The sequence below is a fragment of the Paramaledivibacter caminithermalis DSM 15212 genome, assembly GCF_900142245.1.
GTDB classification, from domain to species: domain Bacteria; phylum Bacillota; class Clostridia; order Peptostreptococcales; family Caminicellaceae; genus Paramaledivibacter; species Paramaledivibacter caminithermalis.
In genome coordinates, this window is sequence record NZ_FRAG01000006.1 from 12,802 (window position 1) to 36,976 (window position 24,175).

General features: G+C 29.2%; 26 protein-coding genes and 1 other annotated feature (1 of these 27 cut by a window edge). Of the genes, 4 read left to right on the top strand and 22 right to left on the bottom strand.

The window, feature by feature from the left end:
- Positions 1-142: a binding site (T-box leader), on the bottom strand (it extends 93 nt beyond the left edge of the window).
- A 101-nt stretch (positions 143-243) separates the two neighbouring features.
- The 13 genes from pgsA to BUB36_RS03625 form a co-directional block, all read right to left on the bottom strand.
- Positions 244-771, bottom strand: a complete 528-nt coding sequence (pgsA, locus tag BUB36_RS03575; protein WP_073147102.1) for a CDP-diacylglycerol--glycerol-3-phosphate 3-phosphatidyltransferase — start codon at positions 769-771, stop codon at positions 244-246.
- Between the two features lie 152 nt (positions 772-923).
- Positions 924-1,277, bottom strand: a complete 354-nt coding sequence (locus BUB36_RS03580; protein ID WP_073147104.1) for a hypothetical protein — start codon at positions 1,275-1,277, stop codon at positions 924-926.
- A 226-nt stretch (positions 1,278-1,503) separates the two neighbouring features.
- The gene (locus BUB36_RS03585; protein WP_073147106.1) at positions 1,504-2,079 is read right to left on the bottom strand and encodes an accessory gene regulator B family protein; all 576 of its coding nucleotides are present in this window, start codon (positions 2,077-2,079) and stop codon (positions 1,504-1,506) included.
- Positions 2,076-2,795 (bottom strand): response regulator, encoded by a 720-nt coding sequence (locus BUB36_RS03590; protein ID WP_073147108.1) that lies wholly within the window; start codon positions 2,793-2,795, stop codon positions 2,076-2,078. Before BUB36_RS03590 ends, BUB36_RS03585 begins: the two co-directional genes overlap by 4 nt.
- 48 nt (positions 2,796-2,843) lie before the next feature.
- Positions 2,844-2,975 carry an AgrD family cyclic lactone autoinducer peptide gene (locus BUB36_RS19045; RefSeq protein ID WP_084111653.1) on the bottom strand — a complete coding sequence of 44 codons (132 nt, stop codon included), beginning with the start codon at positions 2,973-2,975 and terminating at the stop codon, positions 2,844-2,846.
- Complete coding sequence (locus tag BUB36_RS03595; protein WP_073147110.1) at positions 2,962-4,188, bottom strand: hypothetical protein; 1,227 nt, start codon at positions 4,186-4,188, stop codon at positions 2,962-2,964. The genes BUB36_RS19045 and BUB36_RS03595 overlap by 14 nt, the downstream gene beginning before the upstream one ends.
- 93 nt (positions 4,189-4,281) lie before the next feature.
- Positions 4,282-5,511: a hypothetical protein gene (locus BUB36_RS03600; protein WP_073147112.1), complete on the bottom strand. Its 1,230-nt coding sequence runs from the start codon at positions 5,509-5,511 to the stop codon at positions 4,282-4,284.
- A 356-nt stretch (positions 5,512-5,867) separates the two neighbouring features.
- On the bottom strand, positions 5,868-6,014 hold the full coding sequence (locus BUB36_RS19565) for a hypothetical protein (protein WP_165613018.1): 147 nt from the start codon (positions 6,012-6,014) through the stop codon (positions 5,868-5,870).
- A 342-nt stretch (positions 6,015-6,356) separates the two neighbouring features.
- Positions 6,357-7,211, bottom strand: coding sequence for a polyamine aminopropyltransferase (gene speE, locus BUB36_RS03605; RefSeq protein WP_073147114.1), 855 nt, complete (start codon positions 7,209-7,211; stop codon positions 6,357-6,359).
- Between the two features lie 173 nt (positions 7,212-7,384).
- Complete coding sequence (locus BUB36_RS03610; protein ID WP_073147116.1) at positions 7,385-8,269, bottom strand: LiaI-LiaF-like domain-containing protein; 885 nt, start codon at positions 8,267-8,269, stop codon at positions 7,385-7,387.
- Position 8,270: 1 nt separating this feature from the next.
- Positions 8,271-8,711 (bottom strand): PspC domain-containing protein, encoded by a 441-nt coding sequence (locus tag BUB36_RS03615; RefSeq protein ID WP_073147118.1) that lies wholly within the window; start codon positions 8,709-8,711, stop codon positions 8,271-8,273.
- A 394-nt stretch (positions 8,712-9,105) separates the two neighbouring features.
- Positions 9,106-10,047 carry a TDT family transporter gene (locus BUB36_RS03620; RefSeq protein ID WP_073147120.1) on the bottom strand — a complete coding sequence of 314 codons (942 nt, stop codon included), beginning with the start codon at positions 10,045-10,047 and terminating at the stop codon, positions 9,106-9,108.
- A 13-nt stretch (positions 10,048-10,060) separates the two neighbouring features.
- Complete coding sequence (locus BUB36_RS03625; protein WP_330390399.1) at positions 10,061-10,525, bottom strand: C-GCAxxG-C-C family (seleno)protein; 465 nt, start codon at positions 10,523-10,525, stop codon at positions 10,061-10,063.
- Positions 10,526-10,811: 286 nt separating this feature from the next.
- Between BUB36_RS03625 and BUB36_RS03630 the strand changes: the two genes are divergently transcribed.
- The 3 genes from BUB36_RS03630 to BUB36_RS03640 all read left to right on the top strand — a co-directional run bounded on the left by BUB36_RS03630 (position 10,812) and on the right by BUB36_RS03640 (position 14,757).
- The gene (locus BUB36_RS03630) at positions 10,812-11,498 is read left to right on the top strand and encodes a response regulator transcription factor (RefSeq protein WP_073147124.1); all 687 of its coding nucleotides are present in this window, start codon (positions 10,812-10,814) and stop codon (positions 11,496-11,498) included.
- Positions 11,473-13,596, top strand: coding sequence for a HAMP domain-containing sensor histidine kinase (locus tag BUB36_RS03635; protein ID WP_073147126.1), 2,124 nt, complete (start codon positions 11,473-11,475; stop codon positions 13,594-13,596). Before BUB36_RS03630 ends, BUB36_RS03635 begins: the two co-directional genes overlap by 26 nt.
- A 162-nt stretch (positions 13,597-13,758) precedes the next feature.
- Positions 13,759-14,757 (top strand): ABC transporter substrate-binding protein, encoded by a 999-nt coding sequence (locus tag BUB36_RS03640; RefSeq protein ID WP_073147128.1) that lies wholly within the window; start codon positions 13,759-13,761, stop codon positions 14,755-14,757.
- A gap of 435 nt (positions 14,758-15,192) precedes the next feature.
- Here BUB36_RS03640 and BUB36_RS03645 read toward each other — a convergent pair whose 3' ends face one another.
- Positions 15,193-15,513 (bottom strand): hypothetical protein, encoded by a 321-nt coding sequence (locus BUB36_RS03645; RefSeq protein WP_073147130.1) that lies wholly within the window; start codon positions 15,511-15,513, stop codon positions 15,193-15,195.
- A 287-nt stretch (positions 15,514-15,800) separates the two neighbouring features.
- Here BUB36_RS03645 and BUB36_RS03650 point away from each other — a divergent pair, with 287 nt between their 5' ends.
- Positions 15,801-16,565 (top strand): YwaF family protein, encoded by a 765-nt coding sequence (locus BUB36_RS03650; RefSeq protein WP_084111655.1) that lies wholly within the window; start codon positions 15,801-15,803, stop codon positions 16,563-16,565.
- Between the two features lie 84 nt (positions 16,566-16,649).
- On the opposite strand, the gene BUB36_RS03655 is transcribed toward BUB36_RS03650, so the two are convergent.
- The 8 genes from BUB36_RS03655 to BUB36_RS03690 all read right to left on the bottom strand — a co-directional run bounded on the left by BUB36_RS03655 (position 16,650) and on the right by BUB36_RS03690 (position 24,173).
- Positions 16,650-16,832, bottom strand: coding sequence for a hypothetical protein (locus tag BUB36_RS03655; protein WP_073147132.1), 183 nt, complete (start codon positions 16,830-16,832; stop codon positions 16,650-16,652).
- 162 nt (positions 16,833-16,994) lie between these two features.
- Positions 16,995-17,363, bottom strand: a complete 369-nt coding sequence (locus tag BUB36_RS03660; RefSeq protein WP_073147134.1) for a hypothetical protein — start codon at positions 17,361-17,363, stop codon at positions 16,995-16,997.
- An 83-nt stretch (positions 17,364-17,446) separates the two neighbouring features.
- Positions 17,447-17,956: a Gx transporter family protein gene (locus tag BUB36_RS03665; protein WP_073147136.1), complete on the bottom strand. Its 510-nt coding sequence runs from the start codon at positions 17,954-17,956 to the stop codon at positions 17,447-17,449.
- A 73-nt stretch (positions 17,957-18,029) separates the two neighbouring features.
- Positions 18,030-18,911: an L-serine ammonia-lyase, iron-sulfur-dependent, subunit alpha gene (gene sdaAA, locus BUB36_RS03670; protein ID WP_073147138.1), complete on the bottom strand. Its 882-nt coding sequence runs from the start codon at positions 18,909-18,911 to the stop codon at positions 18,030-18,032.
- Positions 18,912-18,927: 16 nt separating this feature from the next.
- On the bottom strand, positions 18,928-19,599 hold the full coding sequence (gene sdaAB / locus BUB36_RS03675) for an L-serine ammonia-lyase, iron-sulfur-dependent subunit beta (protein ID WP_073147140.1): 672 nt from the start codon (positions 19,597-19,599) through the stop codon (positions 18,928-18,930).
- Between the two features lie 356 nt (positions 19,600-19,955).
- Positions 19,956-21,308 carry a germination protein YpeB gene (gene ypeB / locus BUB36_RS03680; protein WP_073147298.1) on the bottom strand — a complete coding sequence of 451 codons (1,353 nt, stop codon included), beginning with the start codon at positions 21,306-21,308 and terminating at the stop codon, positions 19,956-19,958.
- A gap of 16 nt (positions 21,309-21,324) precedes the next feature.
- Positions 21,325-22,221: a spore cortex-lytic enzyme gene (sleB, locus tag BUB36_RS03685; protein ID WP_073147142.1), complete on the bottom strand. Its 897-nt coding sequence runs from the start codon at positions 22,219-22,221 to the stop codon at positions 21,325-21,327.
- Positions 22,222-22,871: 650 nt separating this feature from the next.
- The gene (locus BUB36_RS03690; RefSeq protein WP_073147144.1) at positions 22,872-24,173 is read right to left on the bottom strand and encodes a peptidoglycan-binding domain-containing protein; all 1,302 of its coding nucleotides are present in this window, start codon (positions 24,171-24,173) and stop codon (positions 22,872-22,874) included.
- Between the last annotated feature and the right edge of the window lie 2 nt (positions 24,174-24,175).

Below are 24,175 nucleotides of genomic sequence, written 5' to 3' on the forward strand. Positions count from 1 at the left end.
CGGCTAAATCTACTTGCTTAGATTTTCAATTTAGCATCTCAGAAGCTACCTTCAGAAGTAATTTACATAGGAAACCTTTCAGCCTACGGATTTCCATCTCTAGATGTTTTACTTTCCTACTCCTCTTCTTCGTTGATTTTCCTGTATTTTTTGTATTCATTATACATATATAATAGATAAAAGTCAAGATTAACTGAAAATAAATTCAATAGACTTTACTAAAAACATTAAAGGAATTATGTTTCATATTGAAGTGTCTTTTTGTAATTTTCTAAAATATTGCATATATTTAATCAAAGCAAATAAAGCAAATATTATTGCAAAGGATATTAATATTATACTATAAGGCATCCCAAAAGCCATATACAATATAGCTATATAAAAAATCACTGTGGCCATCTTACCAAATTTGTTTGCTGGAATAACAATTTTATCCTTTTTATAATAAAGAAAAAGTCCCCCAAGAATCATTAAAATTTCCTTTAACCCAACAATTATTATTACCCAAATAGGTAAAAAATCTTTGATTGTAAAACATATAAGTACAGTAATTAGCATTAATTTATCAGCAAGAGGATCCATCGCCTGTCCCCATTTTGTAATTAAATTATATTTTCTAGCTATATAACCATCTAAAACATCTGTAATACCTGCTAAAATAAATATATATGTCGCATAAATAATATTGCTTTCTCCTTCATGAAAAAATATATAAATAAATAAAGGTACTAATAGAAACCTTATAGTGGTTAAAATATTTGGTAGATTCATATTTTTCTCCCCATGATTATTTTTTCATATGTTTGTTGATTTAATTTCAACATTACACCTAATATTATATGATATAAATACTAATATGTACATATTTTATCAATAACTATTACTAGAAGTTAATTTTACTTTATCACAGCTATATAATTCTCTTACTTAATTAACCTAAGTGAATATCTTCTTTCCAGATAAAGAATAAGCTCTTTAACCATATCATAATAATTTTTATTAAGCACACTCCAATTCCTATGATAATTTGCAAAAATATATCTTTTTACACTTAAAGAAGGTATATATGGATTACCTAAAAAATCCGTTTGATCCTTATACAAGCATAACCTTGTTATTCTACCTTTCCCTACAGTTAAATCATCTGGATTAATACCATTATCTACTGCATCCTTATGTACCAATGCAAACCATGCATAATTGTCTATAGCACCTTTAATGTATCCATATTTATTACAATTCTTATCAATTTTTATATCATAATTATAATCAGACATTAAAACCCCTCCAAAATGTCTTTACTAAAATGTCTATGAAATCCTTATATATAATATTCTTCTCTTTAACTAAAAGCTTATTCATTAAAAATATTTGAATACTATATACTTTCTTAGATTTTTTTTGAATTATATAAACAAAAAAAGAGCAAGTGATTAGCCTACTCTTTCTCCTATATTATACAATTTTGCACATAAAACGTGATGAAATCTCCTTCATCACGTTTTATGTGCCGAATAATAAATTGACAAACCCAAATATTGTAGCTAAAGTCATCATATCACTAATTTCTTGAAATCCAAATAAATATATGATTATATTAATAGTAAATATTATTTTGATAGCCTTTAAGCCATTAGTTTTAAAATAACTTTTTTCTTCCTTAGATAGTCTTTTATTTATGTTATCTATAGTCCCAATTTTTATCCCTATTATATAACTTATCATATAGACTAATAGTAATAAAAAGATATTAAAGTCAATATGATATCTTACAAATAAAGCAATCATAGGAACTACTATGCTTAACATGAGACATATCATACTGTTTTTTGTATGATATCCTCCAAAATATCTTCTTATAAATATAAATGTAACTGTATAAACCACTACCGATGAAAAAGCAGCCAATTTAGGAATTAATATATTTAGAAGCATTGAAATTACGAATAAACTAACAATCCATATTAGATAATTCATTAAAATCTCAACTGAATATATTAATATCTCTTCCCTTTCTCTATCAGATTCACTTATTAAAGCCATGTATTTACCTAGCTTTACAGCAATATTATGTATCATTTATTGGATACCTTCTTTTCTTCTATAAGCTCCTTTTCCACCACATCAACAAACTTACTTAGAAATTCTATGTTTTTAGGTCTTGTTACAAAACCTAATTTACCAAAGGAATTATTATCAAGGTTTTGTATGATGTTATTTAAGGATCGTCTAATAGATGATTTTTTTTCATCATTTTGATTAGAGAGGGTATCATATACCCTGCTTTTAACCTCCTCATCATACAAAAGCACCTTTATCATTTTTTGAAAAAGGGATTTTTGTTTTAGATCGCATCTATTATTTAATATTTCTTCTGTTTTATCATTTACCTTATTATCTCTGGAGATGTAGATATCTCTTTTTACAATGTTTAAAACCATATTGAGATCTTCAAATCTCATAGGCTTACCGACCTTATAATCGTAGTATTTCATACGCTTAATAATTTCACTGTCATGTAGAAACGTTATTAATATAATAATTGGTCTATATTCTTTTAAAAGATATCCTACCAGCTTATCTCCTTCTAAATAAGGCATAAAATGGTCAGTTATAATGATATCAAAATCGCATGTTTTCAATATTGCTTCTTTTGCCTGATTGGGGTTATAAAAACCTACAGGGATAATGTCCTTATGAAATTCTGATATATATTCACATACAATATCTACTTGCTCCTTAAAGTCATCTATTATAGCTGCTTTAATCTTAATATGATCACCCTCCCTTCTCAATTAATCTCCTTAAAGCTATTTTCTATTATGCCATAGTCTACTATTTCCTTATTTTCTTAATGCTTTAGGTATTTCTGGTTCGCCAAATACAATTGAACATGCATTGCTTTGAACCATAGTAGATGCAAATGTGATTAAAGCTGGTACCAATGCCAATAATGCTTTGTTAAGCTTTTTCATCCTTTGTCACCTCCTTATAGGGTATTTGTATATCCAATGCAAAGTATCTGTCCTTGATGATTCGATACCTTGCATTTTCGCCGATAAGGGAAAGCTTTATATTCTCCATATTCAAGTCATGCTCAAGTATTTTTATCAGCCTTCTTTTTTCTAAGTCATTTAATATAATTTTCAGATTAAAGCTTATATATTCCCTTAGCTCTAAAGTTACAATTACATTTTCAAAGCTTATTTTCCTCAAGGCAGAATATAAAAGTATCTCCAACATAAAATAAAGCTTCTTAAAATCATAGTCTACAAAACCCAGCCTCTCATCTATGTGATAATAAAAGTTTTTATTTGATTCCTTCATGCTTTTAAGGATTTCCTCTATCTTTTCAATTTCAATAACATTTAAATATGTCTTCATTAAATTCAAATAATAATATATTTCATCTTCTGTGCTATTATATAAAAGGGTCTGAAAGGTGCTTTGGGGACTATTTAATATCTCCTTGTAATTCTCATATAATATGGTTCTACTCAATAAAACCATAGTTACTATCATAAACACTATCGTCTCTATGAGGAATATTTGTATATTTATAAATATTTTTCTAGCATCAATATCATATAAGTATATCTTGAAAAAAATTTCATTATAATTCATACTAAATAAATAACCGCTTAAAAGCAGAGCTACTATAACATGAAAGGTTATCTTCTTCGATTTTGATAATAGATTCCATGGTAAAGTCAATAGTTTATTTGATTTTAAATTAAATTTTAAGCATATAAATACTGTTATTATTTGAAAAATCCTAGTGGGAAACGAAAATATAAATCTATACTGAAATAGATTACCAGAATATTTAATTTTTAACAAATTAATAATAGGTGTAGAAAAAGTTTCATAAAATATTAAAGCAAATACCGCTAGATATCCACCTAATAAAGCTTGTCTAACATTAAGTCTAAAAACAACTTTAAGAATAAGAATATAGTATAATAAAGATATAATACTCATTATTATAAAACTATCTATATTTTTCCTTATTATGATTAATACTAAAGGAAAAACAATGGAAACCAATAATGTTTTAATTACAAACCTTAAACTAAACTCTTTAGATTTAAAAATATTTCCCTTGATTAGAATTATTCCTATTAAGCATGTTAATAGAACCTCGGGAGTACCGACAATTATTGCATCAATTAAACTCATATTTTCCATAGGTCTCTCCCCAATCCTCATAGGTTTATGTCAATATATTCATTGATATATTCTATAAAAATTATTAAATCTTTACTATACATTTTTGGGGAATTAATTTTTTATATGTTTTTCCAAATCATTATATGGTACACATATTTCCAACTCAAAATATTTATCTTTATTAATCCGATATTCTGCACCTTCCTCTACAATGGAAAACTTTAAATTCTCCATATCTAAGTCTTGTTCAATTATCTTCAATAACTTTCTTCTTTCTATATCATTCAATATTATTTTTAAGTTAAATCCTATATTATCCTTTAATTCCAAAGTAATTATTGTATTCTCAAAGGTAACTTGTCCTAATACCTTATCTTTAAACATTTCCAATAAAAAATATATTTTTTTAAAATTATACCCTGTCATCTCTAAGCTTTTATCAATATGGTAATAAATATTTTTATTGGCTGCCTTCATTTTTTTTAGTAATTCTTCTACCATATCAATACCTATGACATTAAGGTAATCCTTAGTTAGACTTAAATAATAATATATTTCTTTTTCCGTACTGTTATATAATAATCTTTCAAAGGCCTTCCTTGGACTGCTTAGTATATCCCTATATTCTTCATACTGGATGGTTCTGCTCAATAAAATAATTATTACTATCATAAATGCAATAGTTTCTATAAAAAATATTTGTATATTAAAAAATATTTCTTTGACATCGATATTGTATAAGTCTATCTTCATATAAGTCTCAGTGTAGTTGGCACTGAATAAATAGGTACTAACAATTAATAGTACTATGGAATAGAATGTCTTTTTCTTTGACTTTGACAATAACCTCCACTGAATATTTAAAATTTCACTTGATTTTAGGTTGAATACTAAGCATATGAATAATGCAACTATTTGAAATATCCTAGTAGGTATGGTAAATAAAAATCTATAATCAAAGTAATAGCCACTATATTTTATCCTCATCAAATTCACTATTGGAGTAGACAAGGTCTCACAAAACAATATAATAAGCATTACTAAATAACCACATATTAAAGCCTGTCTATAATTAAATTGAAAAACAAATCTTAAAGTAGCAATTATAAATAACATGGATATACATCCTATTGCTATAAAACTATTTATATTTTTTCTAATGATAATTAGAAGTAAGGAATAGATAGTGGAAGTCAATAATATTTTTAATATAAGTTTTAGATTATAATCTTTAGACACAAATATATTTCCATTTATTAAAACAATACTTGTTAAATAGACTAAGAAAACCTCAGGAATACCTACAACTATTACATCCAGTAACTTTACATTATCTTCCATAGGTCTTCCCCCAATATTCATTCTTATATACTTATATTTTACAAAAAAATGTAATTTCCCACAAGATGTTTTCTTCGACATTATTTTACATTTTTCACGTCCTTGTTATATCAAGCCTTTCACGATTTAATAATATGCTATAGGAATTTAAGTAAAGATTTTAATTTATACATATCCAAAATGGTCAAAAACATTGCATGTTTATACATATCAAAATATCCAGAGCTTTTAAGGATTTTTGATGTGTATAAATTAACTGTTTTACTGGAATATCTATATATAAAAGAATTATTATTATCTGTAAATAGGGTATTAATGCTAATATATTAAATTTTAAACAAAAAAAGAATAGGCCCTTAGCCTACACTTTCTTCTTTTCTTAGAAATTCTATTTTATTTTTTGTTAATTCATTATACAGCTTTAAATCAATTTTTCCATTTTCAAGCAATTTATCGCAAAGCTCGATAAAATTTTCTACAATTTCAACTAATTCTTCATACATTTTTCTACCTCCACATACAATTTTCTTTAAAATTATATGCAAAAAACTGAGTTTTATACCATTTATTCCTTAAACAATTTATTTTTTTGATCTTTTATATTTCAGAACAAAGGCGTCTGACGACTGATTTTAGTTGCAAGTTCTATGTTGCAAGTACTAGGATCTTTCTGGTAAGTTTTTAAAAAACAATTTGTACAAATATGTTACTGGCAATAATTTTAATTCTCCTTCTAGTACTCTATTTTACTCTGTTTTAGCTATGCAATTTCTTTTAAAAAAAGTTTGAGTTCTTTAGCAATAAAAAAAGATAGAGCACTTATTAGATACTCTATCTCCTAATGCTTATTCAAGCTCTTGTTTCATAAAATTTGGAAGATTAAAGCAGGACTTAAATATTTCACTATTTATATACTTAGTATTTCTATTAAGCTTTTCAATATTTGCTGTCAATGGATCATATTTTAATGAAGCAAGGGTAAAACTCCACATACCTCCTGGATAGCTTGGTACAACAGCTTTATAAGTCCTAACTATAGGAAAATGCTTTTTTAAAATATTTCTTGTCTTCTTTAATACTTCTTTATGAAAAATAGGAGATTGGCTTTGACATACCATTATCCCATCATCCTTCAATGATTTTTTTAAACTAATATAAAATTCTTCTGAAAAAAGTATTTCTGCTGGACCAACTGGATCAGAGGAATCTACTATAGCTATATCATAACTTTTATTTTTATTCTTAACAAACTTAATTCCATCCTCAAATATGAAGTTAACCCTTTCATCCTTTGGTGCCTCACCAGAAATAGAAGGTATATATTCAACACAAGCTTCAACCACTGCCCTATCTATTTCAATCATATCTATATTTTTAAGGTTTGCATACTTAATTAACTCATTAACTACTCCACAATCACCTCCACCGATTACTAATACATCCTCTGGCTCATTATGGGTAACTGCAGGAATATGTGAAATCATTTCATTATATATATATCCATCTAATTCCGTAGTTTGAATAACACCGTCTAAAACTAAACAACGACCAAAATCATAAGAATCTACTATATTTATTTGTTGATAAGGTGATTTTTTTGAAAAAATTACATCCTTCAATCTATAATGCAGCTTCATATTATCCCTTTCATCTTCCACTAACCAAGTTTCCCCATTTATTTCTTTAAAAAACTTCTCCATAAGCCTTTATCTGGTTATTCCTTAACCAGATTTTAATCACCACCTTCGTTTTTTATTATATTCTTTATTATGTACTTTTAAAATAGCACATACTCTTTATTTTACTCTAAACTATATGCAAATTTCAATTGCTTTTCAAAATCAAATCAAAAAAAGGCAAAATTATTTGCCTTTTACTCAACCCTCACATCAAATTTTCCAATACCTGTATCCACATCTATTTCCAGCTTCTTTTCAGCATTTTCGTAGTTCGGTGATATATAACTATCCCCTGATTTATACCATCCCAATCCGCTAATATTAGTGTTTTTTATACCTCCATCAAAATCAGCCTTTACTCCAAGATTCTCTGGTATAGTTATCTCAAGATTTGATATTCCCCCATCAATATCAACCTTTGTGTAATCTTGTTTATCTCCAAATTTTAAATTCAAATTAGATACTCCCATATCCATATCAAGCTTTGATATTTTTAGGCTGCTAAAATCCAAAGTCCCATTTATTGCACCAGTATCTATATCTATGTCCCATAATACATTATTATTTAAATTAAAATTGTAATCATAGGATTTCTTGTTATTTAATTTTATAAAATCAATTTCTTGTTCAATATTTATATCTACTTTAGTTTTGTCATCACTAAATCTTACTTGTCTTTTTACATTTGAACTAGATACCTTTGCTTTTATGAGATTATCATTTATTGAATTTATTTTTATATTTCCTCCTGCTAATTTAAGCCTTAATTTCCCAATACTAGTTTTTTCGTGAGTTGCTTGAACAAAATTGGGATTCGAATTAAAAGTAATATCATTTTTCCATTTATAGTCTCCATAAAAACCAAGCAGAATTACAATAATAAAAAATATTCCCCATGTAATATACCTGATTAAATTATTAGCTCTAAATATTATATTTATCCCTATCACTATAAGTATTAAAGGCCATAGCCTAAAGATTCCATAAAAAGACCAATTTATAATCCCAAGGTTGCTCATAAGCAAAAAAACACCTATGAAGATTAGTATAAATCCACCTAAATTACCCCTGCTTTTCAAGCTAATTTTCCTCCCTTTTCTTAAATATTATAAATGCTCCAAGGATTATTAAAGCAACTGGCCATAATTTACCTAAATCAAACCAATAAACGTACTTCTTAATTAAAAATAAAACTCCTAAAACAATTAATATCGTTCCTATAAGAATCCTATTTTTATCATTCTCTCCATTTTCTTTCCCATAATAATGCTCATATTTGTCATCATAATTTTTAGCACCAACTACGTACTCATCATCATTTAATGCAGTATTATAGCTTGATCCTTCTGGAAAAACTATAGCACAGATTATATAGGCAATAATACCCGCTCCCCCCATAAGAGTAAATATTACCCATGCAATTCTTACTAGTGACGTATCAATTCCAAAATAATCTGCAATTCCTCCACATACTCCCGCAAGTATCCTATCATTTCTTGAGCGATATAATCTTTTTGACATTCTAACACTCCTTCCCCATACTCTATTATTTATTATGCCATTAAGTTGTTTAATATCCTTCTAAATATTTTATATTACCTAAACTAAAAAGAAATTTTAAAAAGCAGAGTAATAGTAGATTTAATTTTTATTGATTATAGTATAACATAAGCTATCTTGTGTTACAAGGTACTGAATAAAACTTTTTATAAAAGTTTACAATATAAATCATAATTACATAACTTTTGTGCAAAAGTTGCGTAATTATGCGAAAAGAAAATATTAAGGTCCTCTTGATAGAAAGCTTGACGGGTTTTATTAGTATAATACTACCAAATACCGATCCAGGATTTTTATATATATAAATTTAAAAGGCAAAATCTTAATTTATAGATTCTGCCTTAAACTATTTTTTCTAATTTTTTATAGTATTATCAACTTCTTCTTTAACAAAAATAAAACTAACATATCTTATTAATACGTATATCACTATAAGAACAGCAATTAATTCTTCAAACTTAACTATATAGTTTAATACTTCTATCGACTGATTGATTTTAATTAAAAATCCATTTACTTTTTTTATTGCAATAGCACTTATCACAAAAGGAAAGGTAAATGCTGCGTAGCTAGGATAAAACTTAATCCTCAACATTTTGGGCATATACATAAGAACTGAAGCAGTCATAATCAATGACAAGCAAGTTAAAAAGACAATAATAATCATATTCTTTTCAATAAAAGAGCTCATATACCCTGCTAAGCATAAACTGGCAGGGGCTGCAAATATAGCTATAGTTGGCAAGGCAGGTTCTTTAATCCTTTTAATAAAAAAAACTCTGTAAGTTACTATAGGTAATAAAGCTAAATATGAAATTAGTCCAAACCAAAATATGATCTGTCCAAGCTTTATCATATTATATGCTGGTGCTGTGACGCTTGCAACAACAATTCCAACATAAACAACAAAACAACTCGGAAAAATCTTTTCAATGCTAAATTTTAAAACATGCTTTTTAGTAAAATAAACTATCAAAACACAATGTATAAGTATACCTAATATCCAAATTCCATAAGCTATTGAAGGTAGGGAAGGTTTAATATAAGTTGATAAAATCATTAACCCCATTGAAAAAGTAGGGCTTACACTTGCTATGACAGGATTATTAAGCTTTTCTACTATAGTTTTAAAGCCTGTTAAAATTTTAATTATTAAAAGTATTAGTATTCCAGCAGATATTACTCCAAAAATATTTCTATATACACTGCCATAGGATAGTATGAGATTACCTAATGCAGCTAAAGCCAACATCAAACCTGCTATAGGTATAGGTATCTTTTTTATTACTCTTTCCATTTTTCACTCTCCATTATTCGTCAATGTTTTTAATCTCCAATTCTCTTACTATTATTTCAGCCACTTTTTCAGCTATCTCTCCTGTAAAGGATATACATTGCTCTTTATGTTCACCTGAAGCCATATCCATTCCTTTTGTATGAACATGACAACAAAGACAGCCATGGTTATCTCTAAAGCTTTGTTGTAATTCATTAGCCAATTTAAGAGTATTTTGAACCTTTGGGTCTCCACCCTTTGTCCTGCCAAAGAAATATCCCAAGGATAATATTCCTCCCGATACAGCTCCACAAACACATTTAGATTTTCCTATTCCTATCGGAAAACCTGATGCCATAGCAATCATTTCATCGGGCATATCGATTTCAAAATTATTTTTTATAGAGCTTACAACAGCTTCCGAACAGTAAAAATCACCCTTCCTAAACAATTCCTCAGCATCATTTCTAATTTTTTTTATACTTACCTCTTTCTTCACTAAAATCTCCTCCTATTCTATTTGAATTATTTATAAATATATCAGATAAATATATTGATTTCTAATTAAATGTTTAAATATAAAAATATATTCTATTTAAAAAAACTATAGTTTTTTATTGGAAATGAATAAAAATAATACCCTACCTTGTTTTACAAGTTTCTTAAGAAAACCTTAAGAATTATATAAGTTCTTTTGTAAGAAATAGATGTTATTATCTATTCAAAGTTTATTTTGAAGGGATGTGATATAATATGTCTACAAAAATATATAGGGGTGATATGTTATGAATATACTTGTATGTGATGATGATAAAGAAATAGTTGAGGCCATAGAAATATATCTAAAAAATGAAGGTTACAACATCTTTAAAGCTAATAATGGATTAGAAGCATTGAAAATATTAGATAATTCAGAAGTTCATCTTATTATAATGGATATTATGATGCCCAAGATGGATGGTATGAAGGCTACAAATAAAATTAGAAAAACTAAAAATATTCCAGTTATAATGCTTTCAGCTAAATCTGAAGACATGGATAAAGTAATGGGCTTAAATATAGGAGCTGATGATTATGTTACTAAGCCCTTTAATCCATTGGAGCTTATAGCTAGAGTTAAATCTCAGCTTAGAAGGTATACAACCCTCGGAAGCTATACCCAAACAACAGGAGTTTATAAAACTGGTGAATTAATCATAAATGATGAGAGTAAAAAAGTAACTGTAGATGGTGAATTAGTTAAATTAACACCTATAGAATATAAGATACTTAAATTTTTGACAGAAAATGCTGGTAAAGTATATTCCATAGAACAAATATATGAAAATGTTTGGCAAGAGCCAGCATATAACCCAGAAAACACAGTGGCTGTGCATATTAGAAGAATAAGAGAAAAAATAGAGATAAATCCAAAGAAACCAAAATACTTAAAGGTGGTGTGGGGAATTGGCTATAAAGTGGAGAATATTTAGCCATTCATTAATAACAAAAATTATTGTTTTTATAATAACTATAGCTTGTTTTTCTTGTAGTATAACAATGTTTATAAATCTTATAGAGATAACAAATAGTGACATAGATATAGTTTTTGGAGATAATTATTATAGTAGTCATGGATATATAAATGAATTGTACAATTTAACTAGATATCTATCCCAATTAATTATAACTTATAAAAGCCAAGATTACATATTATCTGGTGGAACCGTTACTGAAAAAGACTTTGAAATAGAAAAAGAAATTCTTTTTTCAGAGTTCCAAAATAATTCAAATAAATATAATCCTAATTGGTCCCGTGAAAAAAATTATGAAGCATTTGAAAGGTATGCCGCCAATAAAATATTAGAAGAAAAAAATAGATTGATTCAGGAGGATTTAAAAAAGTTTAAATCATATTTGAAAAAATTGCAAAACTTAAATGGAATCTTATATTATATAAGCGATGGTGAAAATGAATTTACCAACAGTCCAAATAAATCTAAAGAATATTTTAAAAAATATCCTTCTTATATAGTATTTGATAAATCTGATGAAATAATATTTCCAAATGAAGTTAAAAATAATCCAGAATATAATTGGATTAAAAACAATATTGCACAATTAGTTCAAGAAGACTATGTTATGTATATTGCATTTATTGAAGGTCCTTTGAATGATCGAATTAAAGAATGGGAAAAAAATAAAGCAGCTGTCACTGAAACCTTATATATAATAGCATACTTACTTGCAGGCTTATTGATTTCTTTTATATATTTAGTATTGGTTATTGGCAGAAAGTCATTTAATGATAATAAGCTTCATTTTAATTTCATAAATAAGCTCTACAATGATATCAATATTGTCCTGTGCTTAGGCATTATAGCATCATGGTTTGGAGCTATGGGATTTGTATTTGATAATGATGTATATGAAATCATACTTCCTATAACTGCTATATTAGGTACTTTGGGATTAATATTAGTCCTATCATTAGTTAAACATATTAAAAATAGGACACTCATTAAGCATACATTAGTTTATACTATATTGAGCAGATTTTTTAGTTTCATAAAGTCCATCTATAATAGTGGTAGTGTTGGAATAAAAATTATATTAATAGTAATAGGTTATCCCTTAATAATAGGATTATCTTTCTTTATATTTGTACTAGGTCTATATAATGTCATACTAGTTATCCTAGCATTGTTTATTTCTCCTACAGCTATAGGAATAGCATTATGGTTATCACTCAAAAAAGTAAAAGAATTCAATGCAATAAAGGAAGGTGTAGAAAAAATAAAAAATGGATATATACATCATAAAATAGACGTATCTGGAAATGGAGAGTTTGGGAAGCTTGCTTCTAATATTAATAGCATAGCCGATGGATTAAATAAAGCAGTTGACAATGAACTTAAGAGTGAGCGATTAAAAACAGAGCTTATTAGCAATGTATCCCATGATATAAGAACTCCCCTTACTTCTATAATAACCTATATAGATTTGTTGAAAAAGGAGGGCTTGACCTCAGAAAACTCTGAAAAATATTTAGGTGTATTGGAAAAAAAATCTTTGAGATTAAAGTTTTTGACAGATGACCTATTTGAAGCTTCCAAGGCATCTAGTGGTGATATTCCTGTTAATATTGAAAAAATAGATATAGTCTCTCTGCTAACCCAAGGTATGGGTGAATTAGATGATAAGATAGCTTCTTCGGGATTAAAATTTAAGTTTAACTATCCAGCAGAAAAGGTATTTGTTAAAGCCGACGGTAAGCTCCTATGGCGTGTAATAGAAAACCTTATGTCAAATATCTTTAAATATGCCCTTAGAAGCTCAAGAGTTTATATCGATGTCCTTGATTCAGACAATAGCGTTTCTATTGTTTTTAAAAATATATCTTCTTACGAACTTAACATAAATGCAGATGAGTTAATGGAACGTTTTAAACGTGGAGATGAATCTAGAAACAGTGAAGGCAGCGGTCTTGGACTATCAATTGCAAAAAGTCTTGTGGAACTACAGAATGGTGAATTCAGTATAGAAATTGATGGTGACTTATTTAAATCTATAATTGTTCTGCCTAAATAGCATAAAAGCAAGATAAAATTTTTCAATCTGACTCATGGTACTAATTTCTATCACGGAAATTTAATTTATTTAGTAACACAAGGGATTAATCTATATTGTAACCTTTAGAGCTATGCTGAATATAATGAAATTATAGGCAATTTTTAATATGGAGGGATTTTAATGAAAAAGTTTAAAGCTATCTCCTTGTTACTATCTATAGTATTAGTTATATTTATAGCATTGACAGGATGCGGTGAAAAAGAACTTACAAAGGTTACAGTTGCAGAAGTAACTCACTCGGTATTTTATGCGCCCCAATATGTTGCTTTAACTGAAGGGTTCTTTGAGGAAGAAGGACTTGAAGTAGAGTTTGTAAATACTAAGGGTGCAGATAAAACTATGACTGCTTTACTATCAAATCAAGCAGACATAGGTTTCATGGGACCAGAGGCTTCAGTATATGTCTATAATCAGGGTAAAGAAGACTACGCTGTAAACTTTGCACAACTTACTCAACGAGATGGTTCATTCTTGATGGGAAGAGAAAAGACTGCTAACTTTGACTTCAACATGCTTAAGGGAAAAACTATTATTGGAGGAAGAAAAGGCGGTATGCCTGAAATGACATTAGAATACGTAATTAGAAAGCATGGCTTAGAACCTGGAAAAGATGTTACAGTTAGAACTGATATTCAATTTGCAGTAATGGCTGGAGCTTTTAAAGGTGGAGAAGGTGACTATGTAACATTATTTGAACCAACGGCAACAATGCTGGAAAAGGAAGGGGCTGGTTATATAGTAGCATCCATAGGTGAAGAGGGAGGCTATATACCTTATACTTGCTACTCGGCTAAGAAAAGCTATATTGAAAAGAACCCAGAAATTATTCAAGCCTTTACAAATGGAATTTATAAGGGCATGAAATGGGTTGAAGGTCATAGCCCTGAAGAAATAGCTAAATCCCTACAACCACATTTCCCCGATGCTGATTTAGAAATTCTCACTGCTTTAGTAGAGAGATATAAAGTTCAAGATACATGGAAGCCTGACTTAATATTAACTGAAGAAGGACTAAATCATATGATGGATATTATAGATCAAGCAATAGGTCTTGATGCTAGGGCTCCTTATGAAAAAATAGTTAATACTGAATTTGCTGAAAAGGCTATGAAAAAATAACTTGAATTAAATAAGAATAATCCTCCCTGGTACAGTAAGCTAAGGAGGATTATTTATTCCTTATCTCCAATTTTACATATCAAAATTAATATTTTATATTTTATAAGTAAACAACATTAACATTTAAAATAAATTCTAAAGAAAATAGTGAAGTCTTCTACGTGTTTTGAAATTTATTAAACCTTAAAGTTGTTTATCTCTAATATACAAGACTAATCTTTTCTGATTAGTCCCAGATTGTAGACAAAGTCTACAAGATGACAGGCTTTGAAAAAAGTCCAAGTTCAAGGCACGCCAAAATTGAGTAGCGGAGCTTGCTAAGATGGCAAGTGAGCAACGGAAATTTTGGCAGCAACGCAGAAATTGGGCTTTTGTCAACAGCCTGAAGACTAATCTTTTTTGATTAGTCCTTAATATCTTTAAAATAATTTATTTTTAAAATCCAATATAACTATCACAAATCGTCTTTATAAGATTATTAATTTCATCACTATTTAAATCATCACCAGCTAATTGTATTTCTGTTACATCAAGGCTTCCATTCTCATAACCTATACTGAATGTGATTCTACAAAAAGCTGCTGAAGTGGAACTATATTTCTTATAACCCTCAAAGACTACAGTATCTTCATCATATCCTGCAGCTTGATATGTATATTCTCCAGAATAGGAATCACTTTTATAGATATGAAGACAGGCAACATCTTGGTATCCCAAATTTAAACGAATTGAATCTTCTAATACTTTTTTATTCAAATTAAGATTTTCTGATGCATCAAGGGGTGTAGTAAATCTCTAGTATTGATGTTGATTTACTAGCTTCAATCCTTTTGTCGAAAAAGTTTTTATTGCCATCCCTATATATTGCTGTTTTTGATTTTCCTCTATTCTAGCTTTATCCGTTGTCAAGAATTCTTAAACTTATCTTAAAAACACTGATGTTATATCTTTCATTTATAAAATATTGCTATAATATAGTAGATATAAAACTATTTTGTCGATAAAATAATTTTTCTTAAGTTTCTTGAAAGGGGTAAGTTAATTTGTCTAGGATCATTAACATGAATATATTTTGGAATAAAATTACTGGAAACAATGATTTTAATATTTTTTCCAAGGGGCATATATTGATATTAGGTTTTATATTTAGTATTAGCTTTTTAATGTTCTTCAACAAAGAAGTTTTAAGAAAACCCAATGTTAGAATAAGAGTAGGAAAGGTAATTGCATATATTTTAATTTTTCAATCCTTTTTTCAACATTTTTGGTATATTGAAAGAGGTGTATTTTCACTAAAGGAATCATTGCCATTGTATCTTTGTAGAATTACAGTTATATTATGTATTATAATGATCTTTAAAGAAAGCTATTCTCTTTTTGAAATAGTTTATTTCTGGGGATTGGGAGGAGCAACTCAAGCTCTTTTAACTCCTGATACAGGCGGCTTTATCTTTCCACATTGGATGTACATTCAATTTTTTATTGGGCACGGAGGAATAGTAATAGCTGTATTATTCATTATGCTGGCCTATAGGTATAGACCTACATTTAAGTCATTGAAAAAGACTTTTAATTGGAGTTTTATATATTTAGTAATTGTAGGAATCTTTAATTATTTAGTAGGTGGAAATTATTCTTATTTAAGAGGTAAACCATTGGCATCATCTGTCCTTGATTATCTCCCTCCATATCCTTATTATATTCCAATTTTAGTGGCTGGTATGTTTCTGATTTTTATTCTTCTCTATATACCCTTTTATATATACGATCTTAAAAGAAACACACTTCATAACATAATGAATATATAAATAATAGTTTGGGATATGATCAATCATAAGCAATATCCCAAACTATAAGTAATTAAAAATAAAATTCTTGATATATTAAATCCTTTATTCCCATTTAGGCGTATTAAATTTGCCGCTTTCTTTTATCCTTTTTCCCTCATTTTCTGAAACAATATAGGCTGATATTCCTTGTTTTTCGTATTCTTTAACTTTATCTGTTGCTTCTTTTCTATTCATTGGCGTAGATATAGAATTATTATCTCCTACAATAACATATTTTTTCTCCATTTTTTTCCCTCCAAATTAAATATATTTTCTTATACATATAATCTCTCTTTAATTGTTTTATATGCATTAATTTAATATTTTTTAATTGATTATCTTATGCTTTTGGAATAATAGTCATGCCCAAAAATAAAAGATAGCTAAGGTTTTATCCAAAGCTATCTTTTATTGGTTTGAGGCTTTACTTATTTCTTTATTAAAGAATACTATGTTAATTAGGAATAATGAGCCAGCCTTAATCATAGGAGATTGAATTCCTAATTTGTTAAATGATGTGATAGCAATTACTATTGCCCATGGAGCAAGTACTGATTTTATAAATAAGCCTTTTACGCTTCTTCCATCTTTTTTAAATATAGCAGAAAATATAGTTCCAAAGCTTAATGAAACAAATATTAAGGGTATTATATAACCCAAAATCACACTATTATTTACAAATTGAATCCTTGATAACACTCCTGCTATAAGCAGTATAATCCCCATGGAAATAGACATTATTCTATTCTCCATTAATAACTTTATTATTTTTTCCATGAAAAAACCCCCTTTATTATAGGTTATCAAAGGAGATGGGGGCAAATCAATGCAATATTTTTGGATAGATTAGTAGAATTAACCTAATATATATTTACAATTTTATCTAGAGAAGCTAACAGATACTTTGCAACCAATCCAACAAAAACACCCGTTCCTACTGCAGCTATAAATAATATAGGCAAATATGTGAATATATTGATGTTATTAATAATAAAGGCTGCCGCCAATAGCTGCCCAATATTATGAAATACTGCTCCAGCTACACTTATACCTATTACACTTACATTCTCTTTACCTAGTCTTTTAATAAGTGCCATAACTAGTATACTAAGTAATCCACCTGAAATACTATATATAAATCCCGATAACCCTCCTCCAAATATTGATCCTAATATTATTCTGGCTACCAGTACAGTAAAAGCATCCTTAAATCCTAAGTACATAAGTACAGTTAAGGTTATTATATTTGAAAGCCCTAATTTTGCCCCTGGTGTTATAAATGGTACAGGTATTGCTTTTTCAAATATATGAAGGGCTAGGGCCATTGATACGAATAATCCCATCATTACAATTTTTTTGGTATCTTTCATAGTATAATCCTCCGAATCTCATATGAGGCATTTACTTTTATTATATAGCCACACCCTCATAAGCCCCTTATATCTATTTAGTAAAAATTTCATTCATTATACTTCTCCCTGTTGGAGTGGCAGCCAAGCCTCCTAAGGCAGTTTCTCTTAAAGCAACTGGTAATGATTTTCCTACTCTATACATAGCATCTACTACCTCATCAAAGGGTATTATGCTCTTTATTCCAGCTAAGGCCATGTCGGCTGAAATTAGAGCATTAGCCGTGCCTATGGCATTTCTCTTAACACATGGGCATTCTACTAGGCCGGCTATAGGGTCACAAACCAATCCTAGGATATTTTTTAATGTCATAGCAGCGGCATGTAGTGCCTCCTGAGGACTTCCTCCTAAAATCTCTACAACTGCTGCTGCAGCCATGGCTGAGGCTGTTCCTGTTTCTGCTTGACATCCACCTTCAGCTCCTGATACTGTAGCATTTAAGGATATAATTAATCCTATAGCAGAAGCAGTAAATAAAGCATTAATTAAATCATCCTCAGCAATATTAAATTCTTCACCTATTGTTATTAAAACTCCAGGTAAAATTCCACAGGAACCTGCTGTTGGTGCTGCCACCACTTGTCCCATTGAAGCATTTACTTCTAAAACTGCCATTGCACTAGCAACTGCCTTAAGCATTTTACCTCCAGAAACTGTTTTATCCTTTTCATATCTATTTTTAAGTTTTTTTGCATCTCCTCCAACAAGCCCACTCACAGACTTAATATCTTCTTCAAGTCCCTTTTTAACTGCTTTCTTCATCACATATAAATTTTCCTTCATTAAATCAAATATATCATTCTCACTTTTTTCTGAGTTTTCTACCTCTCTTAATAGCATTATCTCATATATTTTTTTATTATGCTTTTTACAAAGCTCTATGAGTTCTTTTCCAGTATTAAATTTATACTTCATATCAATATCCCTCTCATTATATAGAATTTATTAAATATATATTTTTTATGTCTTCTATAGAATTTTTCATATATTCTATTAATTTAGGTTCTAGTTTATTATCGGTCTCAATGACCATAAAGGCATCTTGTCCTTTATCCTGTCTATATACACTCATAAAAGCTATATTTATCTTATAATATGCTAAAATCTTGGTAATCTTGGCTATAATCCCTGGATAATCTAAGTGTCTAGTTATAATTGTTGGATACTGTCCTGTAAATTCAAGTCTTAATCCATTTATTTCAATAATCTTAATGTTCCCACCACCAATAGATGAACCTATAAGTTGTATTTCTTCTCCATTTGACTTTTCAATATGAAATTTAACAGTGTTGGGATGTACTTCACCTAAATCATCTTCTATAAATTCAAAGTCTATACCCTTCTCTTCAGCAATTTTTAATGAATTCTTAAGTTCTTCGTCGCTTTCCCTCATACCTAGAATTCCTGCCATAAGAGCCCTATCTGTACCATGCCCTTTATAGGTTTTGCTAAAAGAACCATGTAGTATAAACTTAACCTTTTTAATGTCATAATTTGCTATTTTCCCAGCAATCCTTCCTAATCTCGCTGCCCCAGCAGTATGTGAACTAGATGGTCCAATCATCTTTGGTCCTATTATTTCAAAGGCACTATAATTTTTCATTTCTTAACCTCCATAAATCTTGTATAAATATAAACGAATAATCTGGATTTAATTTTATCATATCTTAAAGTCCTAATCCATATTTGTTATAGGAATTTAAGTAAAACTTAAATCTATCGATAAGGAGTCAAATATTTAATAATCCTTGATTGGGTTTAGTTTCTATTTCAGGTAAATATTTTAAGTATAACTTAAGGTTGAGATTAGAGGGTTTTTTATTTGAGTTGCTAAGCAAAATACCAAGCTCACCAGTATATAAAACACTAATGAGCTTTAGTATTAAACAAGGTCTATATATTTTATTTGAATAATTTTTATAAACCTGTTTTTTTCCTTCAAATCTATATAAAAAAACATTACATCATCAAAACACCTTGCTCTTTAATAATCATTTGTAATATTCTTTCTTCTTCTCCATTTACAGCATTAATGTATATTAAAAAATTATCTTCTTTATAATTTGCTATAACTTCATAACATAATACTTCCTTTGAACCTTCAGTAGGAATTATAGCTAATCTAGCCTTTTTAACATCAGCATCAATACTTATCATATTTAATGCATCTTCCTCAGAAATCTGTGGTTTGTCTATCTTTCTTTGATGATGATTTGATAAGTAGCCTTCAGCTTCAAATCCTACAATGCTTCCGTCATCTAAGCTTACCTTTACCTTAATTAAATCTGTATAAACTATTACATTATCCTGCTTGTATGCAAAATTTATAACACTTGTCCCATCATATTCTTCAGAATAAGTTGCAACCATACTATCAAATCCACTTTTTTGTAAAAACTCTTTAGCTTTTTTTACAGCATCCTTTAAACTTAATTTACTATGTCCCACTGGTTTTGTATTTAACATCCATATTACTTTACCAGCCTTTTTTGTTATAGCAAAGGTTATATAGCCTTCCTCTGCGTTAGTATCCCTTAACTGGATGATATAAGCAGGAAATCTCGTATTTTCTGTCTCTGATATTACATCAATTTCATATTTTTTATCGTTCTTTAGAAATTCCCTAGCAATCCTCTTAGCTTCATTTTTTGATATTTCTTTCCCCTCTAATTTGGGTTTAATGTTTTTTAAATGCTCAGAAAAGGGCCCATCATATATTAATTCTGGATACTCCTGCATTCTTTCCTCTACATTTAAAAAACTGGTATTGAGAATATTATCATTTGTTTTATCTAGCTTTTTATTTGTATTTCTTATAAGAGCATTTAATTTAACCTCATCCTTAGTAATATCTTTTTGAAGCTGTAAAAGACTTTGAGCTAAATAATTTGAATAATTATGCAATTTCTCTAAGGTTTTCATATCATCAGCAGTTAATGTTTTTCCCCTTAAGCACTTTCTAGACATGGCCATACTAAAATCACCAACTTGGCTTAAAAACTTCTGAGTTTTACTAACATCCTTATGTTTAATTGGAAGCTGTGTCAAATCTTCTTGTGCATCATAACATTTATACATCAAATCAGTAAATAGCAGAACGTTCTGATTAGGTGTTCCAGTAACCATAATCTTAGCAAGATCAGACTGTATATTTTCAACATTTCCAACTAAATCATAGAACATTCTTCTAAACTGATTTTCAACATATAAATTATAGCTATTAAGTTCATTGTACTGATCATATCCCCAGTTAAATGTTAATCCTAGGATTATTAAAAGAGAAACAACCATACCTATTAGTATATTCTTCATTTTCCATCCCTCCCCATTACTTTTTTGCAAAAACATGCCTTCCAATTCTTAGAGTAGGCTTTAGTTTCCATATCCATGATGAACCACTTGCCTTTGCAGGATTCCAATAATACAATGCTCCACCTGTAGGGTCCCATCCATTCATTGCATCTCTAGCCGCCTTAATTGTGCTTGTCTTTAAGGGTGTATATATTTGACCATTTGTTACCGCCTCAAATGCAAGGGGCTGATATATAACTCCCGCAATAGAATTTGGGAAGGATGGATTTTTAACTCTGTTTAATATAACTGCTCCAACTGCTACCTGCCCTACATATGGTTCTCCTCTAGCTTCTCCGTTTATTGCCATGGCTAAAAGAGTTACCTCGTCGGATTTTGATACACCTTTACTTGTTGCTGCATATTTTGAAGCTGCAGTCTTTGGTGATATACCCAAAGCTTTCCTAGTTTGAGAACCAATATATCCATCTACCTTCAAGCCATTTTTTCTTTGAAATTTTATAACTGCATTATATGTTTTTGATCCATAAATTCCATCTACAGCACCTTTGTAATATCCCCATTGCTTTAATTTCCTTTGAGCTGTCTCAATTAACTTACTGTAGGTGGTGGTAGTTTTTTTAGTTTTTGTAATTCCCAAAGCTTTTTTTGTATTTTCTCCAACAAGTCCATCACTTCTTAACCCATTCTTTCTCTGAAAAGAAATTACTGCTCTATAGGTTTCCTTTCCATATACGCCATCTACTGTTCCCTTGTAATATCCCCATTTTCTCAATTTTTCTTGAACCTCTCTCACATCAGCTCCCCTTGTTCCCCAGTAGAGAGTTCTTGCATGACATACATCTATATAAAATAAACCTATAAGTATTGCAACCATTATTAAAGATAGAAAGGTTATATATTGTCTTTTCATAGTAATCCTCCTCTATAATTATGAAGCTTGATTTGATTTAATCTACTAACTCTAAAATTATAATTTACAGCCTGATAATTTTATGGATAGCCATACTAATTTTACTTATTATGCTAGTTTCTATTGCTAGGATTTTGATATTTCTTATTTATAATATTTTCTGTTATATAATGACGTTTTATTCTAATACCCATAGGTATTTTTAATTAATATCAAAAGCTACGGTTGTTTTTATAGCTCTTAAAAAATATTTAATATCAAAATATCCAGAGTTTTTAAGGATTTTTGATGTGTATAAATTAACTGTTTTAATGGAATATCTATATAAAAATAGTGCTTGCATCTCCTATTTTATAGGAGATGCAAGCACTAAACAGAAAAAAAGATAGCCCTAAGCTATCTTATCTTATATTAACTACATGATTGGTAATATTCAAAATAAAACCAGCGATTCCTGAGATAATAGAAAAGTACGTCGCTCCTACAACTAGAGCTTTTATATCCTTCATCTTCTACTCTACCCCCTATATTAATAATTCTCTAATAGCTAAAATAACTAGACTTCACATATTCCTTAATCCCCTTACTGTAGATTATACCACAAATCATAATATCTTAATCAGAAATCGCATTTTGTAATAAATTTTTAATTATTGAAGTCCAGCAGCTATTTTTACACAAGCCTGATGCTTAGAGTCTTTTCTATTATCCTTATGTCTTCTACTGTTTTTAAAATGAATATCCAAATGTCCTGAGATTCCATTTCCTTTAACAAAATCATAATTATATCCGTATCCATATCCACCACTTCTACCTGATACATATTTTCCAGCTGGTTTACCTTCAACTCCAGCATGGGGCATAGCAGTCATAGAAGCAGCAATTGTTCTATTATTCAAGTACACTAACACAGGTCTTCTTTCCCAGCTAAAGCCTCCCCATACCTTTTTTATAACTTTTGTATCATTTTTTGATACGGGTTCCACATCTGCATGGTTAGACCCAGCAGTTACCTTTACTTTAAATGACAAGCTGGTTTTTAAGTCCTTAACTGTCAATATTGTTTTATTTCTTACCAAGAGCTTTTTAACATTTTTCCAATCTAAATATTCTCCCGCTCCTCTTTTTACACTACCTCTACTAACGATAAAGTTAATCAATCCAAGAGATTTCATCTTCTGTAAAGTACCAGTACCTACAACCCCATCCACATCTAATCCATATTTGCTCTGAAAATCTTTAACGGCATCCTCTGTTACTGGTCCAAAATATGTTGTAAAAGCATCCTCATTAAATGTACCGCATTGTTTTAAAACCTTTTGAATTATCTTTACCTCTGGATGAGACATTCCCTTTTCATACTTAGGTAATGTAAGATTACCTATAATCCCTGTAACACCAATATTATGGGTTACCAGCCCAAGATTCTCCATTTTTTTTATTGTAGAACCACCTACAACTCCGTCAACAGTCAGTCCATACATTTTTTGAAAATCCTCGACAGCCTTCTCAGTAACTGAGCCAAAGTATGTTGTTATAGTATCGCCTTCATATGTACCAATATCACGTAATGCTTCTTGTATTATTTTTATGTCAGAATGAGTCATTCCTTTCTTGTAAACCCTTAAGGAAAGATTCCCATGGGTAAAAAGCCCTAAAGAATTCATCTTCTCTATTGTTGATTTTCCTATTATACCATCAGCTGCTAATCCATATTTCCTTTGAAATTTTATAACAGCATCTTCAGTAAGAGTACCATAATATGTAGTAAATTGGTCATGCTCAAATACTCCGTCTCTCTTAAGAGCTTGTTGTATTACTTTTATATCATCATGTTCCATTCCCTTTTTGTATCCAGAAAGACTCAGATATTGACTTTCAGCTGCCAAAGCTGTTGAGGTCGTACTTATTATATAAATTGAAGTTAAAATAGCTGCTACAGTTTTTCTCACAA